Source organism: Lysobacter humi (ex Lee et al. 2017) (assembly GCF_054781815.1).
In genome coordinates, this window is record NZ_BAAGTR010000005.1 from 34,641 (window position 1) to 60,511 (window position 25,871).

Sequence of the window (25,871 nt, forward strand, 5' to 3'; positions counted from 1 at the left end):
ATGCACGACCGCGGGGTGAGCGCCCGGCACCGACGCCTGCGAGGGTCCGTTGCAGCGGACGCCGACGTCACTCCTCGAGCACGAAATGGGCGCCGCAGTACGGGCACTGCACCTCACGCTCGGCCTCGATCGGCAGGAAGACCCGCGGATGCGAGTTCCACAGCGCCATCTCCGGCAGCGGGCAGCTCAGCGGCAGGTCCGCGCGGCCGACGACGTAGCGCTGCCGGGCATTGGCCGGCTCGGCGCCGGGGGCGTCGGCCGGGACGGAGCGGTCGGATGCGGTCATGGCGGCGTCGATCTCGGAGCGGGCCGCGATTCTACCAGCCGCGCTGGAACCGCCTGCGGGTCTCAGGCCGGCGGAAGGTCGAACAGCAGCACCTCGACGGGCCCTTCGACCGCCTCGACACGCAGCGTGCCCGGCTCATCGACGAAGCCGAGCGCGTCGCCGGCAACGAAGGTGCGGCCGCCGACGTCGGCACGACCGCGCGTGAGCTGCAGCCAGTAGGCCCGGCCGGCCTCGAGCGTCCACTCGAGGGCTTCGCCCACCACCCCGCGCCCGCGACGCAGCCAGGCCTGCTGGCGGATCGCGAGGCTGCCCTGGGCGCCGTCCGGCGCGGCGAGCAGCTGCCAGCCGTGCTCGAGCGCCGGCGGCGTGATCTGCGCATACGCCGGCGCCGCATTGGAGCGGTCCGGCTGGATCCACACCTGCAGGAAGTGCACCGGCTCGGTGGGCGAGGCGTTGTACTCGCTGTGCTGCACGCCGCGGCCGGCGCTCATCCACTGCACGTCGCCCGCCGCGACCACGCCACCGCCGCCCGCGCTGTCGCGATGGGCGAGTGCGCCATCGAGGACGATGGAGAGGATCTCCATGTTCGCGTGGCCGTGCGGCGGGAAGCCCCCGCCGCCCGCCACGCGGTCCTCGTTGATCACCCGCAGCGGCCCGAAGCCCATCCACTTCGGGTCGTAGAACTGCCCGAACGAGAACGTGTGGCGGCTGTCGAGCCAGCCGCCGTGCGTCACGTGGCCGCGCGCATCGCCGGGGCGCTCGATGATCATGGGATCAGTTCGTCTTCTTCGGCGGCAGCGAGGTGCGCACGCGCGCAGGCGCCGCCGCGGCGCCCTCCGCCTTCGGCACCATCGCCTCGGTGGTGATGCGGATGCGGATCTCGTCACTGACCGCCGGCACCGCGTAACTGATGCCGAAGTCGCTGCGCTTGATGGTCGTCGTGGCGTCGAAGCCGATCGCCTGGCGCTTGGCCATCGGGTGCTCGCCGATCTTGTTCAGCGTGGTGGCGAGTACCACCGGCTTGGTGATGCCGCGGATGGTGAGATCGCCGGTCACGCGCAGGCGGTTGGCGCCCGCCGCTTCCACCTTGGTGCTGCGGAACGTGACGGTGGGAAACTTCTCCGCGTCGAACAGGTCGCCGCTGCGCAGGTGCTTGTCGAAGGCCTCGACATGCGAGTTCAGGCCCGCGAGCGGGATCGTGACCTCGACCTTCGACGCCCCGACGTTCTCGGCGTCGTAGACGATCGTGCCGTCGACCTGGCCGAAGTGCGCGACCGGGTTCGAGAAGCCGAGGTGGCTCCAGCTGGCGACCACGTCGGTGTGGTTCGGATCGATCTTGTAGCTGACCGGTGCGGCGACGGCGATGGTGGCGGCCGTGGCCAATGCGATGGCGAGAGTGAGGCGCTTGAACATGGGAGTCTCCGGTAGGAACGCTTAGAGGATCTGCGCGGCTTCGTCGAACGACAGCCGCGGCGAGCGGGCGAAGATATGGGCGGCATCGCCCTGCCCGAGGTTCACGAGGAAGTTGGAGCGGATGCGCGTGCCGGCGAAGAACTCGGCATCGACCTTCGCGTTGTCGAAGCCGGACATCGGACCGGTGTCGAGGCCGAGCGCGCGTGCGGCGAGGATCAGGTACGCACCCTGGAGCGAGCCGTTGCGCAGCGCGACGGTCTCGAGCTTGGCCTCCGGGCTCCCCTCGAACCACGACTTCGCATCGGTGTGGGGGAAGAGGTACGGGAGCTTCTCGTAGAAGGCGAGGTCGTGTGCGACGATCACGGTGACCGGTGCATCCATCGTCTTCGCGCGGTTGCCTTCGTCGAGCGCCGGCTCGAGCCGCTTCTTGGCCTCCGGCGATTTGACGAAGACGAAGCGCGCGGGCGAGGCATTCGCCGTCGTCGGGCCGTACTTCACCAGCTCGTAGAGCGCGTGGAGGGTCGCGTCCGGCACGTCGCCGGTAAGGCGGTTGTGCGTTCGCGCGGTGCGGAACAGCTGGTCGAGGGCCTCCGGCGGCAGGGGCTGCGACATCCGGGAACTCCGTGGAAAGGGGGAGTCGCAGTGTAGAGTCTGCCCCCCGGAGCCGGCCGGCCGTCGGCCGGAACGCATCGATCGCCCCGTGCAACGCCCGCCCCTCTCCCGGATCTGGACCCTCACCGACGGCCACGCCGGCAACCTGCGCCAGGCGCGCGCGCTCGGCGATGCACTGCGACTGCCGCTGCACGACATCGCGCTTCAGCCGCGCCTGCCGTGGCGCTGGGCCGCGCCTCGCCGCCTGCCCGGCAGCGAGGGCGCCTTCGGTGGCGATTTCGCCGAGCGCCTGGGCGATGCGGACCTCGCCTCCACGCTGGTCATCGGCTGCGGCCGCCAGGCGGCGCTGGCCACGCGGCTGTTGCGCGAGCGCGGTGCGCGCGCCGTGCAGATCCTCGATCCGCGGATCACGCCTTCGCACTGGGACGCCGTCGTCGCGCCGCGCCACGACCGTCTGCGCGGGGCGAACGTGCTCGACCTCATCGGCAGCCTGAATCCCGTTACCGACACCTGGCTCGGTGCCGCACGCGCCGCCTTCGCGAAGCTCGGCGAGCTGCCGGGCCCGCGCGTGACGCTCCTGGTGGGCGGGCCGACCGACGACGTGCGCCTGCGCACCCGGGAGCTCGACCGCCGCCTGCGCGACGTGCGCGGCTGGATCGAGCAGCACGGCGGCAGCGTGCTGGCGACGACGTCGCGCCGTACGCCGCCCACCCTGGTCGAGCGCGTGCGCCGCGGCCTCGGCGGACTGCCGGGCCTGGTCTGGACGGGTTCCGTCGACGGCCGCAATCCGTATGCGGCGCTGCTCGGCTGGGCCGACCGCGTCGTCTGCACCGCGGACTCGGTGAACATGGTCTCCGAGGCCTGCGCCACGCGCGCGCCGGTCTACGTCGTGGGCCTCGACCGCGCGCGCGGGCGCCCGCGGCGCTTCCTGCACGAGCTGCGCGAGCGCGGTCGGCTGCGCGTCTTCGATGCAGCGCTGCCGCCGTTCGAGGCCGAGCCGCTGCGCGAGACCGCGCGCGTCGCCGCGGTGCTGCGCGAGCGCCTGGGACTCGACGCGGCTCAGTAGTGCAGGCCGCAGGCCCGCGCGGCCTCGCGCACGATCGCCCGCGCCGCATCGATGGACGGATCGACCGCTATGCGGCGCGCGCGGCGGTCGAGCGTGCAGTCGAGCCCGCGTGCGAGCAGCAGTGCATGCGCCTCGGCCAGCGGTTGCGCCAGCTGCATCGACAGCAGCCCCGCGCCCGCGGCCACTGCGATCAGCTCGCGCGTGTTGCGCGGCGCCAGCAGTGACGGAGCGTCCGCCGCATGCGCGAGCACGAGCGCCTGCAGTACGAACTCGAGGTCGACGAGCCCGCCTTCGCCCTGCTTGAGATCGAAGACCCCGGGCGTGGAGCGGTCGAGCTCGCCGCGCATGCGCTGGCGCATGGCTGCGACGTCGCGCATCACCTCGTCCCAGCGCCGGCGTCGCGCGAGCACGCCGGCGCGCAGCGCCTCGAAGTCCGCGCACAGCGAAGCATCGCCGCCGATGCAGCGGGCGCGCACGAGCGCCTGATGCTCCCACGTCCAGGCGCGCTCGCGCTGGTAACCCGAAAAACTCGCCAGGCTGGAGACCAGCAGGCCTTTCGCGCCGTCGGGGCGAAGGCGCACGTCGACGTCGAACAGGCGCCCGGCGCCCGTCGGTGCACCGAGCAGCGCGACGACCTTCTGCGCCAAGCGCGCGAACCAGCGCTGCGCATCGAGCGGGCGCGCACCGTCGGACTCGGCGTCCGATGCGGCGTCGTAGAGGAAGACGAGGTCGAGGTCCGAGCCGAAGCCGAGTTCCTCGCCGCCCAGGCTGCCGTAGCCGAGCACGGCGAAGCGTGCGCCAGGCACTTCGCCGTGCGCCGCGCACATCTCGGCCCGGGCACGGTCTACCACGCGATCGACCACAGCGTCGGCGAGCCAGGCGAGTTGCCGCGCGCTTTCCGCCGCCGTCTGTCGACGGTCGCGCACGGCCATCGCGATGCGGAAGCTCAGCGCCTGTCGCGCCTCGTTGAGCGCGCGCAGCGCATGCTCGGTGTCGTCGAGCCCATCGACCGCCGCGCGGCAGGCCCGTGCGAGGCTCTCGCGATCCGGCGCCGCGCCGGCGATGCGCGCATCGAGCAATTCGTCGAGCAGAAGCGGGTACGCGGCGAGGCGCTCGGCCAGCAGCGCGCTGTGCGCGACGACGTCGACCAGGCGCGACAACGCGGCGGGCTGTTCGTCGAGCAGCGCGAGGTAGGCGCTGCGCCGCAGGATGTTGGCCACGAGCGCGAGCAGGCGACGAAGCGCGAGCATCGGCTCGCGCGACGCGCACGCCGCGGCGAGGAGCGCCGGCATGACGCGATCGAGGCGCGCGCGCGCACTGTCCGACAGTGCCTGCACGGCCGGCGCACGCGCGAAATCGCGCAGGAGCGTATCGGCCTCGGCCGCCGCGTCGAAGCCGGCATCGGCGAGCACGCCCGCATCGCCGTCGGTCGGTAGCGCGCGCCAGTAGGTCGCGAGCGCATCGGGCGCTTCGGTGCGTTCGCGCGGTGCGAGGAGCACCGCGAACTCCGCCGCCACGCGGCCGCGGACCGCCTGGAGCCCGGCCGCGAACCCGCCCCAGTCGGCATGCCCCAGCCCGCGCGCGATGCGCAGCCGTGCCTCGTCATCGGTCGGCAAGGCGTGCGTCTGTGCATCGCCCAGCATCTGCAGCCGGTTCTCGACCCGGCGGAGCATGCGGTACGCGTCGGCGAGCGCATCGCCGGTTACGGGATCGATGTGGCCGGACTCGACGAGTGCACGCAGCGCCGGCAGCAGGCGACGCTCGCGCAGCGCCGGCTCGCGTCCGCCGCGGATCAGCTGCAGTGCCTGCACGAGGAACTCCACCTCGCGGATCCCGCCGGGGCCGCGCTTGATGTCGTCGACGAGCTCGCGGCGTGCTACCTCCGCGGCGATCGAGGCCTTCATCTCGCGCAGGCCGTCGAGCGCGCCGAAGTCGAGGTAGCGCCGGTAGACGAACGGCCGCAGCGTCGCGAGAAAGCGCTCACCGGCTTCGATGTCGCCCGCCACCGGTCGCGCCTTCTGCCAGGCGTAGCGCTCCCAGTCGCGGCCCTCGCGCTGGAAGTACTGCTCCAGCGCGGCGAACGACCAGACCAGCCGCCCGGACGTCCCGAAGGGCCGCAGGCGCAGGTCGACGCGATGACAGAAGCCGTCGGGCGTGACCTCGTCGAGCAGCTTCGCGAGCTGCTGGCCGAGGCGCGTGAGGTAGGGCTCGGCGTCGAGCGGCCGTGCACCATCCGACGTCGCGGGTTCATCGAAGGCGTAGACGAGATCAACGTCGGAACTGAAGTTCAGCTCGCCGCCACCGAGCTTGCCGAGCCCGAACACGACCAAGCGCACCTCGCGCCCCGCTGCGTCGCGCAGCACGCCGTGTCGCTCGCGGAAGGCCTGCTCCAGCGCGGCGAGCGCGAGCTGCAGGCAGCGCTCGGCGAGCGCGGTGCTGCCGGCGAGCGTCGCGTCAACATCGTCGAGGCCGAGCACGTCCCGCCAGACGAGCCGCGTGGACTCCGCGGCGCGATAGCGGCGCAGCTGCTCGGGCCATGCCTCGGGCCGTGTCGGATCGAGCTCGGGGACCGGCGTCGGCGCGATGCCGTCGTCGGTGAGCAGGCGCTTCAGCAGCACGTGATCGCGCGCGAGCGTGTCGATCGCGAAGTCGCTCGCGACGGCGACGGCCGCGATGCGCTGCCGATCGGCCTCGGCCTGGACGCCGAGGCGCTGCCAGGCGCGATCGATGCGGGACTGCAGGGGATCGGCGCCGTCGGGCAGGCTCATGCCCACGATTCTGTCATGCAGCCGCTGACGCTCCGGACAAAAAGAAGCCCACTGCCGTTGCCGGCAGTGGGCCTTGCTCCCTCCCCCACGTCGGGTGCAGGTCTACTGTTAAATGGGCGTGACGGGGAATGCACGCTGCGCTGCAGCAAAATCTTTATCGTTCAGGGACCGATAGAATTAAAGGCCCGCCGGCCAAGAGATACCCCTGATTTATCAAGGGCTTGGTGCCCGACCGCCTCAGTTCGGGCGAGCAGCGGTACGCGGTATTGATGGGCTTGGACACGGGATGCCGTCGACCCAGCTGCGCAGAAACCGGAGCATGGTCGGGAGGTCGACGTCGAGAACTGCTGCGCGGTCACGCAATGGTCCGCTTAGCCCGTAGCGGACGACCGCGACGCACGCGGCGACCGCGACGTGGCTGGCACGCACAAGGAAAAGCCCCGCACGAGGCGGGGCTTTTCGTCTTGCGATACCTCTTTGGACGACGTGCGACTCACGGAGCGCGCGGCGACGCGTTGGAACTGCGCCGCCTGCGCGTCCCGTCTGGCGCCGATCAGAAATCCATGCCGCCCATGCCGCCCATACCGGCCGCGCCGCCACCCATGGCCGGCTCGTCCTTCTTCGGCAGCTCGCCGACCATCGCCTCGGTCGTGATCATCAGGCCGGCGATCGACGCCGCGTTCTGCAGCGCGGTGCGCGTGACCTTGGTCGGATCCAGGATGCCGGCTTCCAGCATGTCGACATACTCGCCCGTGGCGGCGTTGTAGCCGTACGAGCCGTTGCCTTCCTTCACCTTGTTGACGATGACCGACGGCTCTTCGCCGGCGTTGGTCACGATCTCGCGCAGCGGGGCTTCCATCGCGCGCAGGGCGATCTGGATGCCGTGGTTCTGGTCTTCGTTGACGCCCGTGAGACCCGAGATCGCCGCACGCGCGCGCAGCAGCGCGACGCCGCCGCCCGGCACGATGCCTTCCTCGACGGCCGCACGCGTCGCGTGCAGGGCGTCTTCGACGCGCGCCTTCTTCTCCTTCATCTCGATCTCGGTCGAGGCACCGACCTTGATCACGGCCACGCCACCGGCGAGCTTCGCGACGCGCTCCTGCAGCTTCTCGCGGTCGTAGTCGGAGGAGGTCTCCTCGATCTGCGCCTTGATCTGCTTGATGCGGCCCTCGATGCCCGAGGTCTCGCCCGCGCCGTCGATGATGGTGGTGTTCTCCTTCGAGACCTGCACCTTCTTCGCGCGGCCGAGGTCCTTGATCGTGGCCTTCTCGAGCTGCAGGCCGACTTCCTCGGAGATCACGGTGCCGCCCGTGAGGATCGCCATGTCTTCCAGCATTGCCTTGCGACGGTCACCGAAGCCCGGCGCCTTGACGGCGCAGACCTTGACGATGCCGCGCAGCGTGTTGACGACGAGCGTCGCCAGGGCTTCGCCTTCGACTTCCTCGGCGATGATCAGCAGCGGCTTGCCGGCCTTGGCCACGCCCTCGAGGACGGGCAGCAGGTCGCGCACGTTCGAGATCTTCTTGTCGTGCAGCAGGATGAACGGGTCGTCCAGCTCGGCCTGCATCGACTGCTGGTTGTTGATGAAGTAAGGCGAGAGGTAGCCGCGGTCGAACTGCATGCCCTCGACGACGTCGAGCTCGTTCTCCAGGCCCGAGCCGTCCTCGACGGTGATCACGCCTTCCTTGCCGACCTTGTCCATCGCCTGCGCGATGAGGTCGCCGATGTTCTGGTCGGAGTTGGCCGAGATCGCGCCGACCTGGGCGATTTCCTTGCTGGTCGAGGACGGCTTAGAGATCTTCTTCAGCTCCTCGACGGCGGCGGTGACCGCCTTGTCGATGCCGCGCTTGAGGTCCATCGGGTTCATGCCGGCGGCGACCGCCTTCATGCCCTCGCGGATCAGCGCCTGCGCCAGGACCGTGGCGGTGGTGGTGCCGTCACCGGCGTTGTCGGACGTCTTGGACGCGACTTCCTTGACCATCTGCGCGCCCATGTTCTCGAACTTGTCGGCGAGCTCGATCTCCTTGGCGACGGACACGCCGTCCTTGGTGATCGTCGGGGCGCCGAAGCTCTTCTCGAGCACGACATTGCGACCCTTCGGGCCGAGCGTCGCCTTGACGGCGTTCGCGAGAACGTTCACGCCGCGCAGCATCTTGGTGCGCGCGTCTTCGCCGAAGCGGATTTCCTTGGCAGCCATTGCAGTGACCTCTAGCTAAAAGTTGTTCGTGGGAAATTTCGGGATGCGGAAGGACGCGATCAGCCGAGGATCGCGAAGATGTCGTCTTCCTTCACCACCAGGAACTCGTTGCCGTCCAGCTTCACTTCCGTGCCGCTGTACTTGCCGAAGAGCACCTTGTCGCCGACCTGGACCTTGGGAGCGCGCACGGAGCCGTTGTCGAAGGCCTTGCCCTCGCCGACCGCGATCACTTCGCCCTTGATCGGCTTCTCGGTGGCCGAGTCGGGGATGACGATGCCACCGGCCGAGACCTTTTCTTCTTCCATGCGCTTGATGACCACGCGGTCGTAGAGCGGCTTGATGTTCATGCACGAACCTCCGGATGGAATTGTAAGTAGTTGAAATTACGGCAAAAGACGGGAAATTTTAGCAGTCGGACAAGGCGAGTGCCAAAGTCCGGCCGCAGAACGCCCGCATTGCGGACGGGGCGGGATATGGGACGCCCCGCGCGGCTTTCAAGGGGCGTTCATCGAAATTTCGTCGGCAGGTCGGTGGTGCCGGCTGGCGGGCCACCCCGGACGCGGGCGCAAAAAAAGAGCGCGTCCCGAAGAAACGCGCTCTCTGGTGCAGGAGATTGGCTATCCAAGCTCGCGCGATCCAGCGCGCCTCTCCAGTACCTGACCCCATGTCCGATCGACTTCCTGTCGACGTGGGGCGATTGTGGCCTCGCCGCGTCACCCATGACTAGTGGCACCCCGGGCGATCGATGGTGAACTTCGGTAGCGCATGGGCACAGTGTCGCGTTTTTCCCCTAATCTCTACCGTTTAATCGCTAGTCAGCTATCGTTTTCAGACAAGGTGACGTAGAAATTGGTAGCTGCGTTAGCATCGATAGCACCACCGACCTGCCGCTGCATTCATGTGACGCAGTGCGTCACTTTGGAGCCCCATGAACGCCCAGGAACGCATCCGACTGGCCCGCCGGCACGCAGGCCTGTCCCAATCCGGCCTCGCCAAGGCCGTCGGCGTGCAGCGCAGCGCGGTCAGCCATTGGGAGGCGGTGGATGGCAAGTCCCCGAGCATGGCGAACCTCCGGCGCGTCGCGACCACCACGGGGGTGCAGTTCGAATGGCTCGCCACGGGCCGCGGCCGCATGGCGCTGTCGGCCGACGAGACGCTCGAGGACGTGGCGGCGGCCGACGGCACACTGATCGATGACAGCCTCGAACTGCGCCTGATCGCGGCGTTCCGCCAGATCTCCGCGCGCAGCCGCGCACCGCTGGTGGAACTCATGGAACAGATGGCCGAGCTCCGCAGCGGCAAGCGCGCCCGGCGCCCGATGCCCTGAGCGATTCGCCATAAACGGACAAACGGTCCCGAAACGGTCACGCGGCGGCCGTAGCATCGCCGGCTTCCCCCGCCCGGAGCTCACGATGCGCCTGTCGTTCCGCCTCGCCCCCCTGCTGCTCGCCGCCGCACCGCTCGCCTCGCCGGCGGCGGTCTTCATCAACGAGATCCACTACGACGATGCGACGTCGGCCGGCGACGTCGGCGAGCGGGTCGAGATCGTGGCTACCGCGGGCGAGAGCCTCTCGGGCTACCGGGTGCACCTCTACAACGGTTCGACGCCGTCGGCCGCGGTGGCCTACGACAACGATCCGGTGCCGGCCGGCAGCCTGGTCACCTGTGGCGCGCAGGTGCGCATCGCGGTCGTCAGCTATGCGAGCAACGGCATCCAGAACGGGCCGAACGACGGCATCGCCCTGGTGAACGCCAGCGGCCAGCTGGTGCAGTTCGTCAGCTACGAGGGCGCGATCACCGGATCGGGCGGGCCTGCGGGCGGGCGCACGAGCCAGGACCTGCCGGTCGCCGAAGCCGGCACGACCGCGGCGGGTACGTCACTGCAGCTCGGCGGTACCGGCACCGGCTATTCGAATTTCGGCTGGAACGCTTCGGCGACGCAGACCTTCGGCGCCTGCAACCGCGGCCAGACCTTCGGCGCACCGAACACGCCCCCGTCGGTGACGTCGACCACGCCGGCCAATGGCGCGACCGGCGTGGCCGGCGCGGCCGACCTCGCGGTGAGCTTCAGCGAGCCGGTCACCGCCTCGAGTGGTGCGTTCGCGCTGCAATGCAGCCTGTCGGGTGCGGTCGCGCTTTCGCATGCCACGAGCGGCACCAGCTTCACGCTCAGCAAGACGACCGTGCTGCGCGGCGGCGAGACCTGCACGCTCACCGTCAATGCATCGGGCATCACCGATGCGGGCGGTGCGCGGCCGGCGGCGAACACCACCGCGAGCTTCACCGTCGCCAATGCCACCGCAGGCTACTGGTCGAAGGTGAACACCTCGAGCGCGAGCCAGCTGCGCTGCTCGATCCACGCGACGATCCGGAACCACACGGTCTATCCGTACAGCGCGAGCACCACCGACACGTGGGACGTGCTGGAGATCGCGGACGAGGATCCGGCATCGTCCAACCGCATCCTCGACGTCTACCGCAACCGCAGCTACCTCAAGGGCAGCGAGCGGGCAGGCACCGGCACGGGCATCACCTACAACCGCGAGCACACGTGGCCGAACTCGCTCGGCTTCGGCTCGGCGACGGGTGATCTCGGCCTGCCGCACGCGCCGTACACCGACCTGCACATGCTGTATCTGTCGGACACCACCTACAACGCCGATCGCGGCAACAAGCCGTATGCGAACTGCGCGGCGTCGGGCGGCTGCGGCGAGCGCGCGACCGAACTCAACGCCGGCGCAGGCGGTGGCACGGGTGTCTACCCGGGCAATTCCAACTGGGTGCAGGGGCCGGACGGCAACGCCGGCTCGTTCCAGGCCTGGGGCCGCCGCAAGGGCGACCTCGCGCGCGCGGTGCTCTACATGGCGATGCGCTACGAAGGCGGCACCGATTCGCGCGGCCAGGGCGAGCCGGACCTCGAGATGACCGACGACCGCTCGAAGATCGTGATCACGTCGGCCTCGCCGGCCTACATGGGCCTGCTCTCGACGCTGCTCGCATGGCATCAGGCCGATCCGCCGGACACGCTCGAGCGCAACCGCCACGAGGTGGTCGCGCAGTTCCAGGGCAACCGCAATCCGTTCGTCGACCACCCGGAGTGGGCGACCGCGGCCCTGTTCACGTCCACGAAGCCGGCGACCTGCCAGCTCAACTGATCGATCACCGCACGCGATCACCGACGCCCGCCGCGATCCGGCGGGCGTCGTCGCGTCTGCATGGGTGATCGCCGCCGAGCTCGCTCCGGTGTTGCGCTGCAATGGACCGCGACGCGCACGCACTGCGCACTGCGTCGCGGCGCCCGGCGCGGCACCTGCACGCCTCGATCGCCGACGCCGCGCCGGGCGCGTCATGCGCGTCGGACATAGGCAATGCGACCTGCGCGCCCGGGCTGCCCGGACGCGGCCGGTACAATCGCCCGATGCCCGCCCTCGTCGTCCACTGCACCTGCCCGGACGCGCAGGTCGCTGACCGCATCGCCACCGCGCTCGTGGACGCGCGCCTCGCGGCCTGTGTCCAGCAGCTGCCCGCCCTGCGCTCGACCTATCGCTGGGAAGGCCGTGTCGAACAGGCGCAGGAAGTCCTGCTGCTGATCAAGACGGCGACGGATCGCCTCGATGCCGTGATCGCCTCCGTCCGCGCACTCCATCCGTATGAACTGCCCGAGCTGCTGGCGGTCGAAGCCTGCGGCGGACTCCCCGAATACCTCGACTGGGTCGTCGCCCAGAGCCGTGCCGATGCCTGACCTGCTCCGCTTTCCGCACGGCCTGCGCGCCGCGCTCGCCGCCCTCGTGCTGTGCCTGCTCGCCGCGTTCGCCCCGGCGCGCGCAGCGGTGAGCCTCGACGACCTGCTGCCGGTGGACGAGGCCTTCGCGCTCACCACGCGCAGCACCGAGGCGGGCATCGAGCTGCGCTGGACGATCGCGCCGGGCTACTACCTCTATCGTCACCGCATGTCGGTCGCGAGCGATCCGGGCTTCGAGGCCGGCGCGCTGCGCCTGCCCAAGGGCAAGGCCTACACCGACGAGTTCTTCGGCCCGGTCGAGACCTACCGCGGCGCGCTCGTCGCGCTGCTGCCGGGCACGCCGCGCGCGGCGCGCACCGTGCTGACGGTGAAGTACCAGGGCTGCGCCGACGCCGGCATCTGCTATCCACCGCAGACGCGCCGGATCGCGGTGGAGCTGCCGGCTGCGGCGGGCGGGCTCGCGCGCGCCATGCCGTTCGGCGGGGCGCCGTTCGGTGCGCCGGGCGCCGGCGTCGATGCCATGCCCCTGCCCGAGGCGCAGGCCTTCGGCTTCGAGGCGATCGCGGGCGACGGCAACACCGTGCTGCTGCGCTTCGCGCCGGCGCGGGGCTACTACCTCTATCGCGACCGCACCACGCTGCGCCTCGACGCCGAGAGCCGCTCGGCCGGGCTCACGCTGGGCCAACCGCGCTGGCCTGCCGCCACGCCGCATCGGGACGAGCACTTCGGCGACGTGCAGGTCTACTTCGACACCGTCGACGTGCCGCTGCCGATCATCCGTCGCACGCCCGGCCCGCTGCGCCTGCGCCTGATCGCGACGTTCCAGGGCTGCCAGACCGACGGCATCTGCTATCCGCCGATGACGCGCACGGTGTCGGTCGACCTGCCGCGTGGCGACGTCGGTGCGCGACCGGTGCGCCCGGCGACCGCAGCGGTCACGGATGCCGCCGGATCCACGGGCGAGGCGCTCGCCGGCATCGGCACCGCGCTGCTGTTCGCGCTGCTCGGCGGCCTCGTGCTCAACCTGATGCCCTGCGTGCTGCCGGTGCTGTCGCTGAAGGCGCTCGCACTCACCCAGAGCGGCACGCCTGCCGATGCGCGACGCCATGCCTTCGCCTACACCGCCGGCGTGGTGCTCAGCTTCCTGGCGCTCGGCGTGCTCGCGCTCGGATTGCGCCAGACCGGGCAGGCACTCGGCTGGGGCTTCCAGATGCAGCAGCCGCTGGTGGTGGCGATGCTGGCGCTGGTGATGTTCGTCTTCGGCCTGAGCCTGTCGGGCCTGTGGCATCTCGGCGGCCGCTGGGTTGGCGCGGGCCAGTCGCTCGCCGCGCGCGAGGGGCTCGCGGGAGACTTCTTCACCGGCGTGCTCGCGGTCGTGGTCGCGACGCCCTGCACGGCCCCCTTCATGGTCCCGGCGCTCGCCTGGGCCTTCGTCGCGCCGGCGCCGATGGCCCTCGCGGTATTCCTGATGCTCGGGGTAGGCCTCGCGCTGCCGTTCCTTCTCATCGGCACGGTGCCGGCCCTGGCGGCGCGGCTGCCGCGACCCGGGGCGTGGATGGAGACCCTCAAGCAGGCGCTCGCGTTCCCGCTGTACCTCACGGCGGCGTGGCTGCTGTGGGTACTCGGCCGGCAGCGCGGCGCGGATGCGATCGGCTGGGGGCTGGTGGCGATGGTCGCGCTCGCGTTCGCGGCCTGGGCGTGGAACCGCGCACGCGATGCGCGACGCGCCTGGGGCCTGACCGGGCTTCTCACCGGGCTGGTGATCGCCGGATTCGCACTCGTCACGATCGAGGGCCTGCCGCGGCCGGAGCCGTCCGCGAACCGGACGGTCGCCGAGGACCGCGTGCCGTTCTCCGCCGAGCGCCTCGCCTCGCTGCGTGGCTCGGGCCGCACGGTGTTCGTCAACGTGACCGCCGACTGGTGCGTGACCTGCAAGGCCAACGAGCGCACGGTGCTCGCGCGCCCGGCATTCCGCGAGCTCATGCAGCGCACCGGCGCGGTCTACATGGTCGGCGACTGGACCGACGTCGACCCCGCGCTCACCGCCTTCCTGCAGTCGCATCGCGCGGTCGGCGTGCCGCTCTACGTGGTCTATCCGAAAGGCGGCGAGCCGCGCGTGCTGCCGACGGTGCTGACCGCCGGCGCACTCGAGGCGGCGCTCACCGGCGCCGCGCCGTGAAGACCGGGCACGTCCTCGCCGCCGCGGCGATCGCCGGCGGCCTCGGCCTGCTCGCGAGCCTGTCCGTCGACCGCAGCTGGCTGGCGCGTACCGGCGTCGGGCAGGACTACCTGCTGCGCGCGCCGGATGCGTCGGCCCCGGTGCCGGTCGCACGTGTGGGTGACCGGCTGCCGGCGATCTCGCTTCCGGGTCTCGACGGCCAGCCGCGCGACCTGCACGCGATCGCCCCGGGCCGTCCGCTGCTCGTGAACGTCTGGGCGAGCTGGTGCGGCCCGTGCATCAAGGAGATGCCGCTGCTCGACCGCTTCGCGCGTTCGCAGGCACCGAACGGCATCGAAGTGGTCGGCATCGCGCTCGATGACGCGGCCGCCGTGCGTGCCTTCCTGGCGCGTACGCCCGTCCGCTATCCGGTGCTGGTGGAGACCCCGGGCACGGCGGATGCGGGCGTGCGCCTCGGCAATCCGCGCGGCGTGCTGCCCTACAGCGTGCTCGTGGCCCGCGACGGCCGCATCCTGCGCCAGTGGGTCGGCCCGCTCGAGGCGCCGGACCTCGACGACTGGGCCCGCGACGTGGACACGCTTCAAACCCGCGATTGAATTTCGCCCATCGTCGGCGATACGGTGGCGAACGTCTGGACACCCTTCACGCGGTGGCGCAGACTGCCGCGTCCGACGTGCGAGGGGAGTCCGGTCATGGCGAAGCTGCTGGTCCTGCATGGCCCCAATCTCAACCTCCTCGGCGAGCGCGAGCCCGGGATCTACGGGCGCACCTCGCTCGCCGCGATCGACCGCGCATTGCGCCTGGACGCCGAAGCGCACGGCCACACGCTCGAGTCGATGCAGTCGAACGCGGAGCACGAGCTGGTCGACCGCCTGCACGCCGCGCGCGGCGACGGCACCGCCTTCCTGATCATCAATCCCGCCGGCCTTACGCATACCAGCGTGGTGCTGCGCGATGCGATCGCCGCGGTCGACCTGCCCTTCATCGAGGTGCACCTGTCGAATCCGCACACGCGCGAGCCGTTCCGCAAGCACAGCTACTTCAGCGACCTCGCGATGGGCGTGATCGCCGGCTTCGGCGCCGACAGCTACCGCTTCGCGATGGACGCCGCGCTGATCTGGCTCGACAAGCGCGCGGCCTCGCAGGCCAACCGTTCCTGATCTCCACCCGATCGCCGCGTGATCCGCGGCGTTCCCGACGCATTCCACCTAGAGGCCCGACATGGACCTGCGGAAAATCAAGAAGCTGATCGACCTGCTCGAGGCGAGCAACCTCTCCGAGATCGAGATCAAGGAGGGCGAGGAGACGGTGCGCCTGGCACGCACGAGCACCGGCCCGGTGCAGTACGCCTACGCGCCGGCGCCGATGCAGCACGCGCCGCAGCCGCAGGCCGAGCGCCCGATGCCGATGAGCAGCCCGTCGGAGGCCGCGACCGGCGGCAGCGCGAAGGCCGGTGGCGACATGCCCGACGGCCACGTCGTGCGCGCGCCGATGGTGGGCACGTTCTACGCGTCGCCCGCGCCGGACAAGCCGGCATTCGTGAGCGTGGGGCAGCAGGTCAAGGCCGGCGAGACGCTCGCGATCATCGAGGCGATGAAGATGTTCAACCCGATCGAGGCCGACGTGTCGGGCACCGTGCTCAAGGTGCTCGTCGAGAGCGGCCAGCCGATCGAGTTCGACCAGCCGCTGTTCGTGATCGGCTGAGGCACCGCCGAGCCGATGACGCCACGCGCATCGGCTCCGGCATGAGCCCGCCTGTCCCTGCGCCTTCCGCGGATGCCTCGTGCGTCCGCCCGCCGGAACCCACCATGCTCGACAAAGTCGTAATCGCAAACCGGGGCGAAATCGCGCTGCGCATCCTGCGCGCGTGCCACGCGCTCGGCATCCGCACGGTCGCCGTGCATTCCACCGTCGACCGCAACCTGAAGCATGTCGCGATGGCGGACGAGTCCGTCTGCATCGGACCGGCCGCGTCCGCGCAGAGCTACCTCAACATGGCGCAGATCATCGCCGCCGCCGAGGTGACCGACGCGCAGGCGATCCATCCCGGATACGGCTTCCTCAGCGAGAACGCCGACTTCGCCGAGCGCGTCGAGCAGAGCGGCTTCATCTTCATCGGCCCGAAAGCCGACACGATCCGCCTGATGGGCGACAAGGTCGAGGCGATCCGCGCGATGAAGGCCGCCGGCGTGCCCTGCGTACCCGGCAGCGGCGGCCCGCTCGGGGACGACCCCGCGGAGAACGTGAAGATCGCGCGCGAGATCGGCTATCCGGTCATCGTGAAGGCCGCCGGCGGCGGCGGCGGGCGCGGCATGCGCGTCGTGCACACCGAGGCCGCGCTCGTCACCGCGATCCAGACGACCAAGCAGGAAGCCAAGGCCGCGTTCGGCAACGACATGGTCTACATGGAGAAGTTCCTGGAGAACCCGCGCCACGTGGAGATCCAGGTCCTCGCCGATGGCCAGGGCAACGCGATCCACCTCGGCGAGCGCGACTGCTCGATGCAGCGCCGCCACCAGAAGGTGGTCGAGGAAGCGCCGGCGCCGGGCATCACGCCCGAGCTGCGCGCGGAGATCGGCAAGGTCTGCGTCGAGGCCTGCATCCGCATCGGCTACCGCGGCGCCGGCACGTTCGAGTTCCTGTTCGAGAACGGGCGTTTCTACTTCATCGAGATGAATACCCGCATCCAGGTCGAGCATCCGGTGACCGAGCTGGTGACCGGAATCGACCTGGTCACCGAGCAGCTGCGCATCGCCGCCGGCGAGAAGCTGCGCCTGAAGCAGGAGGACATCGTCCTCGAGGGCCACGCGATCGAGTGCCGCATCAATGCGGAGGATCCCGACACGTTCATGCCCTGCCCCGGCCTGATCCAGCACTTCCACGCGCCGGGCGGCCCGGGCGTGCGCGTCGACAGCCACATCTACGAAGGCTATCGCGTGCCGCCGAACTACGACTCGATGATCGGCAAGCTGATCGTGCACGGCCCCACGCGCGAGATCGCGATCCAGCGCATGCGCGTGGCGCTCAACGAAATGGTCGTCGACGGCATCAAGACCAACATCCCGCTGCAGCAGCGCATCCTCAGCGACGCCGGATTCCAGCAGGGTGGCCAGAACATCCACTACCTCGAAAAGCGCCTGAAGGAACAGAAGGAGAAGGCGATCGCCATCGGCTGATCGTCCTCGCCCATGCCCTTCCTCGAACTGTCCCTGCCCTGCACCGAGACCCAGCAGCCGCGTTACGAGCGTGCGCTCGAGGATGTCGGCGCGCTCGCCGTCACCCTGGTCGACGCGCATGCCGATGCGCCCGACGAGCAGGCGATCTTCGAGCCCGGCGTCGGCGAGCAGCCGCTGTGGGGCGAGATGGTGCTCACCGCGCTGTTCGAGGCCGGCACGCCGCGCGAGGGCCTGCTGCATGCGCTCGCCGCCGCGGACGAAGGGCTCGACTGGTCGCGCGCGGAGTTCCGTGACGTCGAGGACCAGGACTGGGAACGCGCGTGGATGGACCAGTACGCGCCACTGAAGTTCGGCGCGCGCACGTGGATCGTCCCCTGGAACCATGACCTGCCCGAAGGCGCCGATGCCGCCGACGCCGCCGTCGTGCGGCTCGATCCCGGGCTCGCCTTCGGCAGCGGCACGCATCCGACGACGGCGCTGTGCCTGGAATGGCTCGACACGCTCGCGAACGACGCCGTGCTGCACGATGCGACCGTGCTCGACTTCGGCTGCGGTTCGGGCATCCTCGCGCTCGCCGCGCTCAAGCTCGGCGCCGCGCATGCGGTGGGCGTCGACAACGATCCGCAGGCGGTCACCGCCACGCTCGACAATGCCGGGCGCAACGGCGTCGATGCCCGCATGGCCGTGTACCTGCCGCAGGACGAGCCCGTGACGACGTATCCGGTGGTCGTCGCCAACATCCTCGCCACCGCGCTCATCGACCTGCGCGGAACGATCGTCTCGCGCTGCGCGCCGGGTGCGCATCTCGCGATGTCCGGCATCCTCACGGGCCAGGAGGACGACGTGATCGCCGCCTACGCCGACGCGCTGGAGGCCATCGAGGTCGCGCGGCAGGACGACTGGGTCCGCATCAGCGGCCGACGACGCTAGGATTACGCGACATCCGGGCAGGGCACGCCATGACATCGACATCGCCTGCCGGCGGGTGCCCACCGTCCGTGAAGCCCCGGGTCGAGTAGCCGAATGTTCAAACCCTGCCCCAACTGCGGATTCCTCGTTGCCCTGATCCGCGGGCGCGAGGCGAGCCAGCGTTGCCCGCGCTGTGGTAGCGCACTCGTCGAAGCGACGGCCGACACGCTGGACCCGGCGCGCGGCGAACCTGCGGCCGTGAACGGGCTGGCGCCGCGTACCGACGCCGCGACCGGGGTGCCGTCGCTCCGCCGCCCGCGCACCGACGCCGCGGCGGTCGATCCGCTGCAGCACCCAGACGATTCGAGCGCGCGCTCGACGCCTGACGTGAGGCGCGACGCGCACGCGCCGACCGCGGGTGAAACGATGTCGTCCGACGCCGGGAAACCGCGCGCGGAGGCATCGTCCTGGACGACGGCCAGCGTGCCCCACGATGCGCCCGCGGACGAAGCGACGGCAGGGGTCGCGGCGGCGCAGCAGGCCCACGCCGCCGCCGCGATGGATCCGGCGCTCCCCGAAGTCGACAAGCACGACGAAGCGAGTGCACCCCGAGCGCACGACGCCCCGACCTTCGCGCGCCGCGTTGCGGCACGCCGTACCGCAGGCGCCCGCCGGTGGCCGGCGATCGCCGCGACCGCGGCCCTCGCGCTCCTGCTCGCCGTCCAGCTCCTGCTGGCGCAGCGCCACGAGCTCGCGCGCGATGCGCGCTGGCGGCCGGTCGTCGCCGCGGCCTGCTCGGTGCTCGGCTGCGTGCTGCCGCCATGGCGCGAGCCCGCCGCGTTCGCGATGCTCGCCCGCGGCGTGCGCCCGGATCCGCGTCGTCCGGGCGTCCTGCGCGTCACCACCACCGTGCGCAACGATGCGCAGTGGCCGCAGCCGCTGCCGGTCGTCGTGCTGCAGCTGTCGGACATCGACGGCCGTGTGGTCGGCGCGCGCGCGGTGCCGCCGCGGGACTACGCCGGCGCCTCCGAAGCACTCGTGGCGCCGCGTGCGAGCGTCGACATCGCCTTCGACGTCCGCGAACCGGCCGCGCGCGTGGTGTCGTTCGACTTCCAGCTGAAATGAGACCGTCGCGCGGGCCTGCGCGACGTCGCCCGGCTAGACTTCCGCGCCGATCGCCTGCAGTCCCGAGGCCCGCTTGAACGCCGCCGTCGCCGAACTCGACCTCCCCGCCCATGTCCCGCTGCGCGAGCACGTCGCCGTGTCGATCCGGCGCTTCCTCGGGGACCTCGACGGCTGCGACACGGAGGGGCTCTACGAGATCGCGCTGCGCGAGCTGGAGATCCCGCTGTTCGTCGAGGTGCTGCGCCATTGCGACGGCAACCAGAGCCGCGCCGCGCAGATGCTCGGCATCCATCGCGCGACGCTGCGCAAGAAGCTGCGCGAGTACGGCCTGAGCAGCTGATCCACGCGCTGCTGCTGAGAGCGGCGTCCGGCCGCGCGGGGCCACGCCGCTATAATTCGTGGCTTCCCCACACCGCCCCCACGCCATGACCGCTGCCTTGAACGGCCCGTCGGTGAAGATCCGCCGCGCCCTGCTGTCCGTCTCCGACAAGACCGGTCTGCTGCCGCTCGCGCAGGCGCTCGCGCGCCATGGCGTCGAGCTCGTCTCCACCGGCGGCACCGCGAAGGCGCTGCGCGAGGCGGGGTTGGTCGTGCGCGACGTCAGCGACGTCACCGGCTTTCCCGAGATGATGGACGGCCGCGTCAAGACGCTGCATCCGATCGTGCACGGCGGCCTGCTCGGCCGCGCGGGCACCGACGATGCGGTGATGGCGGCGCACGGCATCGGCGCGATCGACCTGCTGGTGCTGAACCTGTATCCGTTCGAGAAGGTCTCGGTGAACCCGGACGCCCCGATGCACGAGATCGTCGAGAACATCGACATCGGCGGCCCGGCCATGCTGCGCTCGGCGGCGAAGAACTTCGCGCGCGTCGCCGTCGCCACGGACCCCGCGCAATACGACGCGCTCCTCGCCGAGCTCGATGCGAGCGACGGTGCGCTGTCGGCGGCCACGCGCTTCAGGCTTTCCGTCGCCGCGTTCAACCGCGTCGCGCAGTACGACGCCTGCATCAGCGACTACCTGTCGTCGATCGTCGAAGTGGGCGAGAACGATGTCGCCTGCCGCTCGCCGTTCCCGCAGCAGGCCAACGGCAGCTTCATCAAGGTGATGGACCTGCGCTACGGCGAGAACCCGCACCAGCAGGGCGCGTTCTACCGCGACCTGTGGCCGGTGCCGGGCACGCTCGCCACGTTCACGCAGCTGCAAGGCAAGGAGCTGAGCTACAACAACCTCGCCGATGCCGATGCCGCCTGGGAATGCGTGCGCCAGTTCGAGGGGTCGGCCTGCGTGATCGTGAAGCATGCCAATCCCTGCGGCGTGGCCGAGGCGGCCGACAACGCACAGGCGTACGAGCTGGCCTATGCAACCGATCCGACGTCCGCCTTCGGCGGCATCATCGCCTTCAACCGCCCGCTCGATGGCGCGACCGCGAAGGCGATCCTCGATCGCCAGTTCGTCGAGGTGCTGATCGCGCCGGATTACGACGACGCTGCGCTCGCCGTTGCTTCGAAAAAGGCCAACGTGCGCGTGCTGCGCATTCCGCACGGCGAAGGCCGCAACAACGTCGACGTCAAGCGCGTGGGCTCGGGGCTGCTGATGCAGACCGCCGACATCCGCGAGGTGACGCGCGAGGAGCTGAAGGTCGTCACGACGGTGGCACCGACGGAGGCGCAGCTCGCCGACCTGCTGTTTGCCTGGCGCGTGGCGAAGTACGTGAAGTCGAACGCGATCGTCTATGCGTCGGGCGGCCGCACGATCGGCGTCGGCGCGGGCCAGATGAGCCGCGTCTACTCCGCGCGCATCGCCGGCATCAAGGCGAACGACGCCGGGCTCGTCGTGCCGGGCTCGGTGATGGCGTCGGATGCCTTCTTCCCGTTCCGCGACGGCATCGATGCCGCGGCCGAGGCCGGGATCAAGGCGGTCATCCAGCCGGGCGGCTCGATGCGCGATGCCGAGGTGATCGCGGCCGCCGACGAGCACGGCCTCGCAATGGTCTTCACCGGCATCCGCCATTTCCGCCACTGATCGACGGCTGCGAAGGAACTCATGATGCGCACGTCGTCGATGCTTCTGCCGGGGCTGCTGCTCGCGCCGGTGCTCGCCTTCGGGCAGGGGCCGCGCGCGGCCGCGCCGGCGCCTGTGCAGGCCGTCGACGACGACGCCGTGCGGCGCGCGCTCCAGGTCGAGTATCGCGAGCCCGTGGCCCTTGCGGCGCCGTGGAAGGCGCGGCCCGGCACGGCGGGCGCGGACGGCGAGCGTCGCGTCTGCGCGCTCGGCCCGGCCGATGCGGCCGGGCGCCGTGCGGTGGCGGTGTGCACGGCCTATGCCGATGCGGGCCATCCCGACCCCGGCACCGTGGACCTCTGGCTGCTCGCGCCGAAGGCCGACGTCGCCGGCGTGGTCGCGCGCCTGCGCGATGTCGGCACGGGCAGCATGGGCAATCCGGGGTCCGTGGACCTGATCGCGATCGGCCCGGGCCGGCAGGCGTTCCTGCTCGGCTCGCCCTACTCCGGAATGGGCTGGACGAGCGACGACCTCAGCCTGCACGTCGCGCGCGACGGCACGTTCGTGCAGGTGCTCGCGCTGCGCGGGCACGTGAGCAACGGCGGCGCCTGCGACCACGAGGTCGACAGCGCCGCCTGCCGACGCGCCGAGGTCGATCTCGACTGCCGCATCGTCCCCGACGTCGAACGCCCCGTGCGCGACGGCCACTTCGACCTGCGCGTGGAGGTCTCGGGCCGACGCGCGGGACGGGCCGTGCGCAACAGCCTCCGGCTGCCCTGGCGCGACGGCGCCTACCGGCCCGCGCCGGGCGAGCTCGAGCGGCGCGGCTGCGAAGTCGCGTACTGAACGGCACCGCGGCGCGCCCGCGTGCTCACGTAGAATCCGCCGCTTCGCAGAACGGTAGCGCCGGCATGAAGATCCTCGTCATCGGTTCGGGCGGTCGCGAGCACGCGCTGGCCTGGAAGCTCGCGCAGTCGGCGCGCGTATCCGAAGTGCTGGTCGCCCCGGGCAATGCCGGCACCGCGCGCGAGGCCAAGTGCCGCAACGTCGACGTGCGCGCCACCGACATCGACGGCCTGCTCGCGCTCGTCGCCGACCAGGGGATCTCGCTGACCCTCGTCGGGCCGGAGGGCCCGCTGGTCGCCGGCGTCGTCGACCGCTTCCGCGCCGCGGGCCATCGCATCTTCGGGCCCACCGCCGCGGCCGCGCAGCTCGAGGGCAGCAAGGCCTTCGCGAAGGACTTTCTCGCCCGCCACGGCATTCCGACCGCGCACTACGCGGTCCACAGCGAAGTCGACGCGGCCCTCGCCCACGTGCGCGAAAAGGGTGCGCCGATCGTCATCAAGGCCGACGGGCTCGCCGCCGGCAAGGGCGTGATCGTCGCGATGACCCTCGACGAGGCCGAGGCCGCGGTCCGCGACATGCTCGCCGGCAATGCCTTCGGCGACGCCGGCTCGCGCGTGGTGATCGAGGAATTCCTCGACGGCGAGGAGGCGAGCTTCATCTCGATGGTCGACGGCCGCATCGCCCTGCCGATGGCGACGAGCCAGGACCACAAGCGCGTCGGCGATGGCGACACGGGCCCGAATACCGGCGGCATGGGCGCGTATTCGCCGGCGCCGGTGGTGACGCCCGAGGTGCATGCGCGCGTGATGCGCGAGGTGGTCGAGCCCACGGTGCGCGGCATGGCCGCGGATGGCGTGCCGTTCACCGGCTTCCTCTACGCGGGGCTGATGATCGACGCGGCCGGCGCGCCGAAGGTGATCGAGTTCAACGTGCGTTTCGGCGATCCGGAGACGCAGCCGGTGATGCTCCGCCTGCAGTCGGATCTCGTCGACCTCGTCGAGGCGGCGATCGCGGGCCGGCTCGACACGGTCGAGGCGCAGTGGGATCCGCGCGCGTCGCTGGGCGTGGTGATGGCGGCGGCCGGGTATCCGGACACGCCACGCACCGGCGACGTGATCAGCGCCTGGGACGTGCCCGAGGAGCCGGGCAGCAAGATCTTCCACGCCGGCACGCGGCTGGTCGGCGGGCACGTCGAGACCGCGGGCGGGCGCGTGCTGTGCTGCTGCGCGCTCGGCGAGACCGTGGCGCAGGCGCAGGACCGCGCGTACGCGCTCGTCGCCGGCGTCTCGTGGGACGGCGAATTCCATCGTCACGACATCGGTTGGCGGGCCGTCGCGCGCGAGGGCGTGGAGGCCTGAGCGGCGGCTGCCGGCGCCGCGATCGCGCGCCGGCTCGCTATCGCCGGCCTCGCCCGTCGGACGGAACGACTCGCGAAAAGCCGCGCGTTTCGCGACGCGCTCCGCCACGCCGCTCTCAGGCCTGCGCCACGGCCCCCGGCGCCTGCAGCGGCAGCCGCAACTCGAACGTCGAGCCACGACCCGGCCCCGGGCTGCTCGCGACGAGCCGCCCGCCATGGAGCTGCGCCAGGCTCCTCGCGAGCGCCAGGCCGATGCCGAGGCCGCCCTCGTGGCGCTCCGGCGTGGTCTCGGCCTGCGCGAACAGGTCGAAGACGCGCGCGATCAGCGCCTCGTCCATGCCGACGCCCGTGTCGCGCACGCGGATCACCGCCTCGCCACCGTCGCGCAGCACCTCGACGACGATCTCGCCGCCCGGCGGCGTGTACTTGACCGCGTTGTTGAGCAGGTTGGCGAGGATCTGGGTGAGCCGCAGCGGATCGGCGCGCAGCGCCAGGCCCGGCGACGCATCGACCACCTCCAGCCGGTGCCCGCGCCGCGTCGCGAGCGGCGCGGTCTGCTCGACCGCCGCGGCGACGACGTCGCCGAGCCGCACCGGCTGCAACTGCAGCGTGGCCAGCCCGCGCGTGACGCGCGAGACGTCCATCAGGTCCTCGACGAGGCTGCGCATGTGCATGGCCTGGCGGCTGATGATCTCGGCCGCGTGGCGCACGCTGTCCACGCGATCGGGCGCCATCTGCAGCAGCTGCGCGGCGGTGGCGATCGGCGCGAGGGGATTGCGCAGCTCGTGCGCCAGCATCGCGAGGAACTGGTCCTTCTGCCGGTCCGCCATGCGGAGTGCCGCCTCACTGCGCTCGAGCATCTCCTGGACGCGCTTCTGCTCGTGGATCTCCGTGCACGTGCCCATCCAGCGGACGATCTGGCCGTCGGCATCGCGCACCGGCAACGCACGGCCCAGCACCCAGCGGTATTCACCGGATGCATGGCGCAGCCGGTACTCGATCTCGTAGGGTTCGCCGGTGGCGAGGCTGTGGCGCCAGCGGTCCCATGCACGGTCCTGGTCCTCGGGATGGAACATCCCGTTCCAGGCCTCGCCGTCGGTGCTGCCGGGCGGCATGCCGGTGAAGTCGTACCAGCGTCGGTTGTAGTAGTCGTGGTGCCCGTCCGGCCGCGTCGACCAGACCATCTGCGGCACCAGGTCGGCGATGGTCCGGAAGCGGTTCTCGCTCTCGCGCAGCGCGATGAACGCGGTCTCGCGATCGGTGACGTCCGCACCCTGAACGAAGATCGCCTCGACGGCGCCGTCCGCATCGCGGACGGGCTGGTAGATGAAGTCCACGTAGGCGGTGCGCTGGCCGCCGTCGCCGGTCCGCAGCACCACCGGCATGCCCCGGCCCACGAAGGCGCGGCCGGTCTCGCGCACCTGGTCGAGCAGCGCGATGAAACCCTGTTCCGCCACCTCGGGCAGCACGTCGCGAACGCCCCGGCCGACGATGCCCGTGCGACCCACCAGCCCCTCGTACGCGACATTGGCGAGTTCGAAGACATAGTCGGCCCCCCGAAGGACGGCCATGAACCCGGGGGCCTGTTCGAACAGGTCGATCAGGAACGCCTGCCGCGCGGACAGGCGCACGTTGTCGCGCTGCACGGCTGCGGCGCGCGAGAGCACGCCGCCTTCCAGCTGCTCCGCGGTGAGCCCGGTCGACTCGCGCGCCCGGCGGACGGCTTCGCGCAGGCGCTGCACCTCGGTCACGTCGGTGGTGTGCTGCATGACGGCGACGACCCGGCCCGCCGCATCGCGGAGCGGCGTGTGGGTCGCGCTCCAGTAGCGCACGTCCACCGCAGGCCCGTCGGGCGTCTGCGCTTCGATCGTGTAGGGGATCAGCGCGAGCGTGTCGCGCTCGGCGGTGGCGAAGGCGCGCTCGATGGACTGGCGCAGGATCGCCGCTTGGTCGGTGCCGTCGGGATTGGCACTGCCGGGAAAGAGCTCGAAGAGGCCGCGGCCGAGGAGCTGCCCGCGATCGACGCCGGTCAGCAGCTCGTAGGCGCGGTTGGCCTCGAGGAACCGCAGCTCGCGGTCCACCACCATGTAGGCATTGGGCGACGCGTGGAACAGCGCGTCGAACGGAACGTGCACGTCGGCCGCCGCGCGATTGAGGGGCGACAGTATGACGGCTCGGCCGCGCCGGTGTCC

Annotated in this window: 23 protein-coding genes; 15 read left to right on the forward strand and 8 right to left on the reverse strand. The window is 71.0% G+C overall.

Translation table 11 applies throughout. The annotated features are described in order from the left end of the window. Nucleotides 1-67 precede the first annotated feature (67 nt). From ACYVJJ_RS03860 to ACYVJJ_RS03875, 4 genes are all read right to left on the reverse strand, one after another. The gene (locus ACYVJJ_RS03860; protein ID WP_460831258.1) at nucleotides 68-286 is read right to left on the reverse strand and encodes a zinc-finger domain-containing protein; all 219 of its coding nucleotides are present in this window, start codon (nucleotides 284-286) and stop codon (nucleotides 68-70) included. Between the two features lie 62 nt (nucleotides 287-348). Next, a complete protein-coding gene (locus ACYVJJ_RS03865) occupies nucleotides 349-1,056 on the reverse strand; it encodes a pirin family protein (protein ID WP_460831260.1) in 708 nt (235 codons plus the stop codon). 4 nt (nucleotides 1,057-1,060) lie between these two features. Beyond that, nucleotides 1,061-1,699: a YceI family protein gene (locus tag ACYVJJ_RS03870; protein WP_460831262.1), complete on the reverse strand. Its 639-nt coding sequence runs from the start codon at nucleotides 1,697-1,699 to the stop codon at nucleotides 1,061-1,063. Between the two features lie 21 nt (nucleotides 1,700-1,720). Continuing rightward, nucleotides 1,721-2,311, reverse strand: coding sequence for a malonic semialdehyde reductase (locus ACYVJJ_RS03875; RefSeq protein ID WP_460831264.1), 591 nt, complete (start codon nucleotides 2,309-2,311; stop codon nucleotides 1,721-1,723). 88 nt (nucleotides 2,312-2,399) lie between these two features. On the opposite strand from ACYVJJ_RS03875, the gene ACYVJJ_RS03880 reads away from it, so the two are divergent. Continuing rightward, on the forward strand, nucleotides 2,400-3,377 hold the full coding sequence (locus ACYVJJ_RS03880) for a mitochondrial fission ELM1 family protein (RefSeq protein ID WP_460831265.1): 978 nt from the start codon (nucleotides 2,400-2,402) through the stop codon (nucleotides 3,375-3,377). On the opposite strand, the gene glnE is transcribed toward ACYVJJ_RS03880, so the two are convergent. The 3 genes from glnE to groES form a co-directional block, all read right to left on the reverse strand. Beyond that, nucleotides 3,371-6,145, reverse strand: coding sequence for a bifunctional [glutamate--ammonia ligase]-adenylyl-L-tyrosine phosphorylase/[glutamate--ammonia-ligase] adenylyltransferase (gene glnE / locus ACYVJJ_RS03885; RefSeq protein ID WP_460831267.1), 2,775 nt, complete (start codon nucleotides 6,143-6,145; stop codon nucleotides 3,371-3,373). The genes ACYVJJ_RS03880 and glnE overlap by 7 nt on opposite strands. Before the next feature lie 553 nt (nucleotides 6,146-6,698). Beyond that, nucleotides 6,699-8,342 carry a chaperonin GroEL gene (gene groL, locus ACYVJJ_RS03890; RefSeq protein ID WP_460831268.1) on the reverse strand — a complete coding sequence of 548 codons (1,644 nt, stop codon included), beginning with the start codon at nucleotides 8,340-8,342 and terminating at the stop codon, nucleotides 6,699-6,701. 59 nt (nucleotides 8,343-8,401) lie between these two features. Continuing rightward, entirely contained in the window at nucleotides 8,402-8,689 is a 288-nt protein-coding gene (groES, locus tag ACYVJJ_RS03895) for a co-chaperone GroES (protein ID WP_460831269.1), read from the reverse strand. Nucleotides 8,690-9,270: 581 nt separating this feature from the next. On the opposite strand from groES, the gene ACYVJJ_RS03900 reads away from it, so the two are divergent. The 14 genes from ACYVJJ_RS03900 (at nucleotide 9,271) to purD (ending at nucleotide 23,680) form a co-directional block, all read left to right on the forward strand. Next, nucleotides 9,271-9,669, forward strand: a complete 399-nt coding sequence (locus ACYVJJ_RS03900) for a helix-turn-helix domain-containing protein (RefSeq protein WP_460831271.1) — start codon at nucleotides 9,271-9,273, stop codon at nucleotides 9,667-9,669. Between the two features lie 85 nt (nucleotides 9,670-9,754). Continuing rightward, entirely contained in the window at nucleotides 9,755-11,497 is a 1,743-nt protein-coding gene (locus tag ACYVJJ_RS03905; protein WP_460831272.1) for an endonuclease, read from the forward strand. Nucleotides 11,498-11,760: 263 nt separating this feature from the next. Next, a complete protein-coding gene (cutA, locus tag ACYVJJ_RS03910; RefSeq protein ID WP_460831274.1) occupies nucleotides 11,761-12,084 on the forward strand; it encodes a divalent-cation tolerance protein CutA in 324 nt (107 codons plus the stop codon). After that, entirely contained in the window at nucleotides 12,077-14,263 is a 2,187-nt protein-coding gene (locus tag ACYVJJ_RS03915) for a protein-disulfide reductase DsbD family protein (RefSeq protein ID WP_460831276.1), read from the forward strand. The genes cutA and ACYVJJ_RS03915 overlap by 8 nt, the downstream gene beginning before the upstream one ends. After that, nucleotides 14,260-14,859, forward strand: a complete 600-nt coding sequence (locus tag ACYVJJ_RS03920; RefSeq protein WP_460831277.1) for a TlpA family protein disulfide reductase — start codon at nucleotides 14,260-14,262, stop codon at nucleotides 14,857-14,859. The genes ACYVJJ_RS03915 and ACYVJJ_RS03920 overlap by 4 nt, the downstream gene beginning before the upstream one ends. Nucleotides 14,860-14,955: 96 nt before the next feature. After that, nucleotides 14,956-15,423: a type II 3-dehydroquinate dehydratase gene (gene aroQ / locus ACYVJJ_RS03925; RefSeq protein WP_460831279.1), complete on the forward strand. Its 468-nt coding sequence runs from the start codon at nucleotides 14,956-14,958 to the stop codon at nucleotides 15,421-15,423. 61 nt (nucleotides 15,424-15,484) lie between these two features. Continuing rightward, nucleotides 15,485-15,967, forward strand: coding sequence for an acetyl-CoA carboxylase biotin carboxyl carrier protein (accB, locus tag ACYVJJ_RS03930; RefSeq protein ID WP_460831281.1), 483 nt, complete (start codon nucleotides 15,485-15,487; stop codon nucleotides 15,965-15,967). A gap of 104 nt (nucleotides 15,968-16,071) precedes the next feature. Beyond that, nucleotides 16,072-17,439, forward strand: coding sequence for an acetyl-CoA carboxylase biotin carboxylase subunit (accC, locus tag ACYVJJ_RS03935; protein WP_460831283.1), 1,368 nt, complete (start codon nucleotides 16,072-16,074; stop codon nucleotides 17,437-17,439). A 12-nt stretch (nucleotides 17,440-17,451) separates the two neighbouring features. Further along, nucleotides 17,452-18,369: a 50S ribosomal protein L11 methyltransferase gene (prmA, locus tag ACYVJJ_RS03940; RefSeq protein WP_460831285.1), complete on the forward strand. Its 918-nt coding sequence runs from the start codon at nucleotides 17,452-17,454 to the stop codon at nucleotides 18,367-18,369. Nucleotides 18,370-18,462: 93 nt separating this feature from the next. Then, a complete protein-coding gene (locus ACYVJJ_RS03945) occupies nucleotides 18,463-19,473 on the forward strand; it encodes a DUF3426 domain-containing protein (protein WP_460831287.1) in 1,011 nt (336 codons plus the stop codon). Nucleotides 19,474-19,546: 73 nt separating this feature from the next. Then, a complete protein-coding gene (gene fis, locus ACYVJJ_RS03950) occupies nucleotides 19,547-19,813 on the forward strand; it encodes a DNA-binding transcriptional regulator Fis (RefSeq protein ID WP_460831289.1) in 267 nt (88 codons plus the stop codon). Nucleotides 19,814-19,898: 85 nt separating this feature from the next. Continuing rightward, complete coding sequence (purH, locus tag ACYVJJ_RS03955; protein ID WP_460831291.1) at nucleotides 19,899-21,497, forward strand: bifunctional phosphoribosylaminoimidazolecarboxamide formyltransferase/IMP cyclohydrolase; 1,599 nt, start codon at nucleotides 19,899-19,901, stop codon at nucleotides 21,495-21,497. 24 nt (nucleotides 21,498-21,521) lie between these two features. Beyond that, nucleotides 21,522-22,322 (forward strand): hypothetical protein, encoded by an 801-nt coding sequence (locus ACYVJJ_RS03960; RefSeq protein ID WP_460831292.1) that lies wholly within the window; start codon nucleotides 21,522-21,524, stop codon nucleotides 22,320-22,322. 65 nt (nucleotides 22,323-22,387) lie between these two features. Then, a complete protein-coding gene (gene purD, locus ACYVJJ_RS03965; RefSeq protein WP_460831294.1) occupies nucleotides 22,388-23,680 on the forward strand; it encodes a phosphoribosylamine--glycine ligase in 1,293 nt (430 codons plus the stop codon). 115 nt (nucleotides 23,681-23,795) lie between these two features. On the opposite strand, the gene ACYVJJ_RS03970 is transcribed toward purD, so the two are convergent. Beyond that, nucleotides 23,796-25,814, reverse strand: a complete 2,019-nt coding sequence (locus tag ACYVJJ_RS03970; protein ID WP_460831296.1) for a PAS domain-containing sensor histidine kinase — start codon at nucleotides 25,812-25,814, stop codon at nucleotides 23,796-23,798. Nucleotides 25,815-25,871 lie beyond the last annotated feature (57 nt).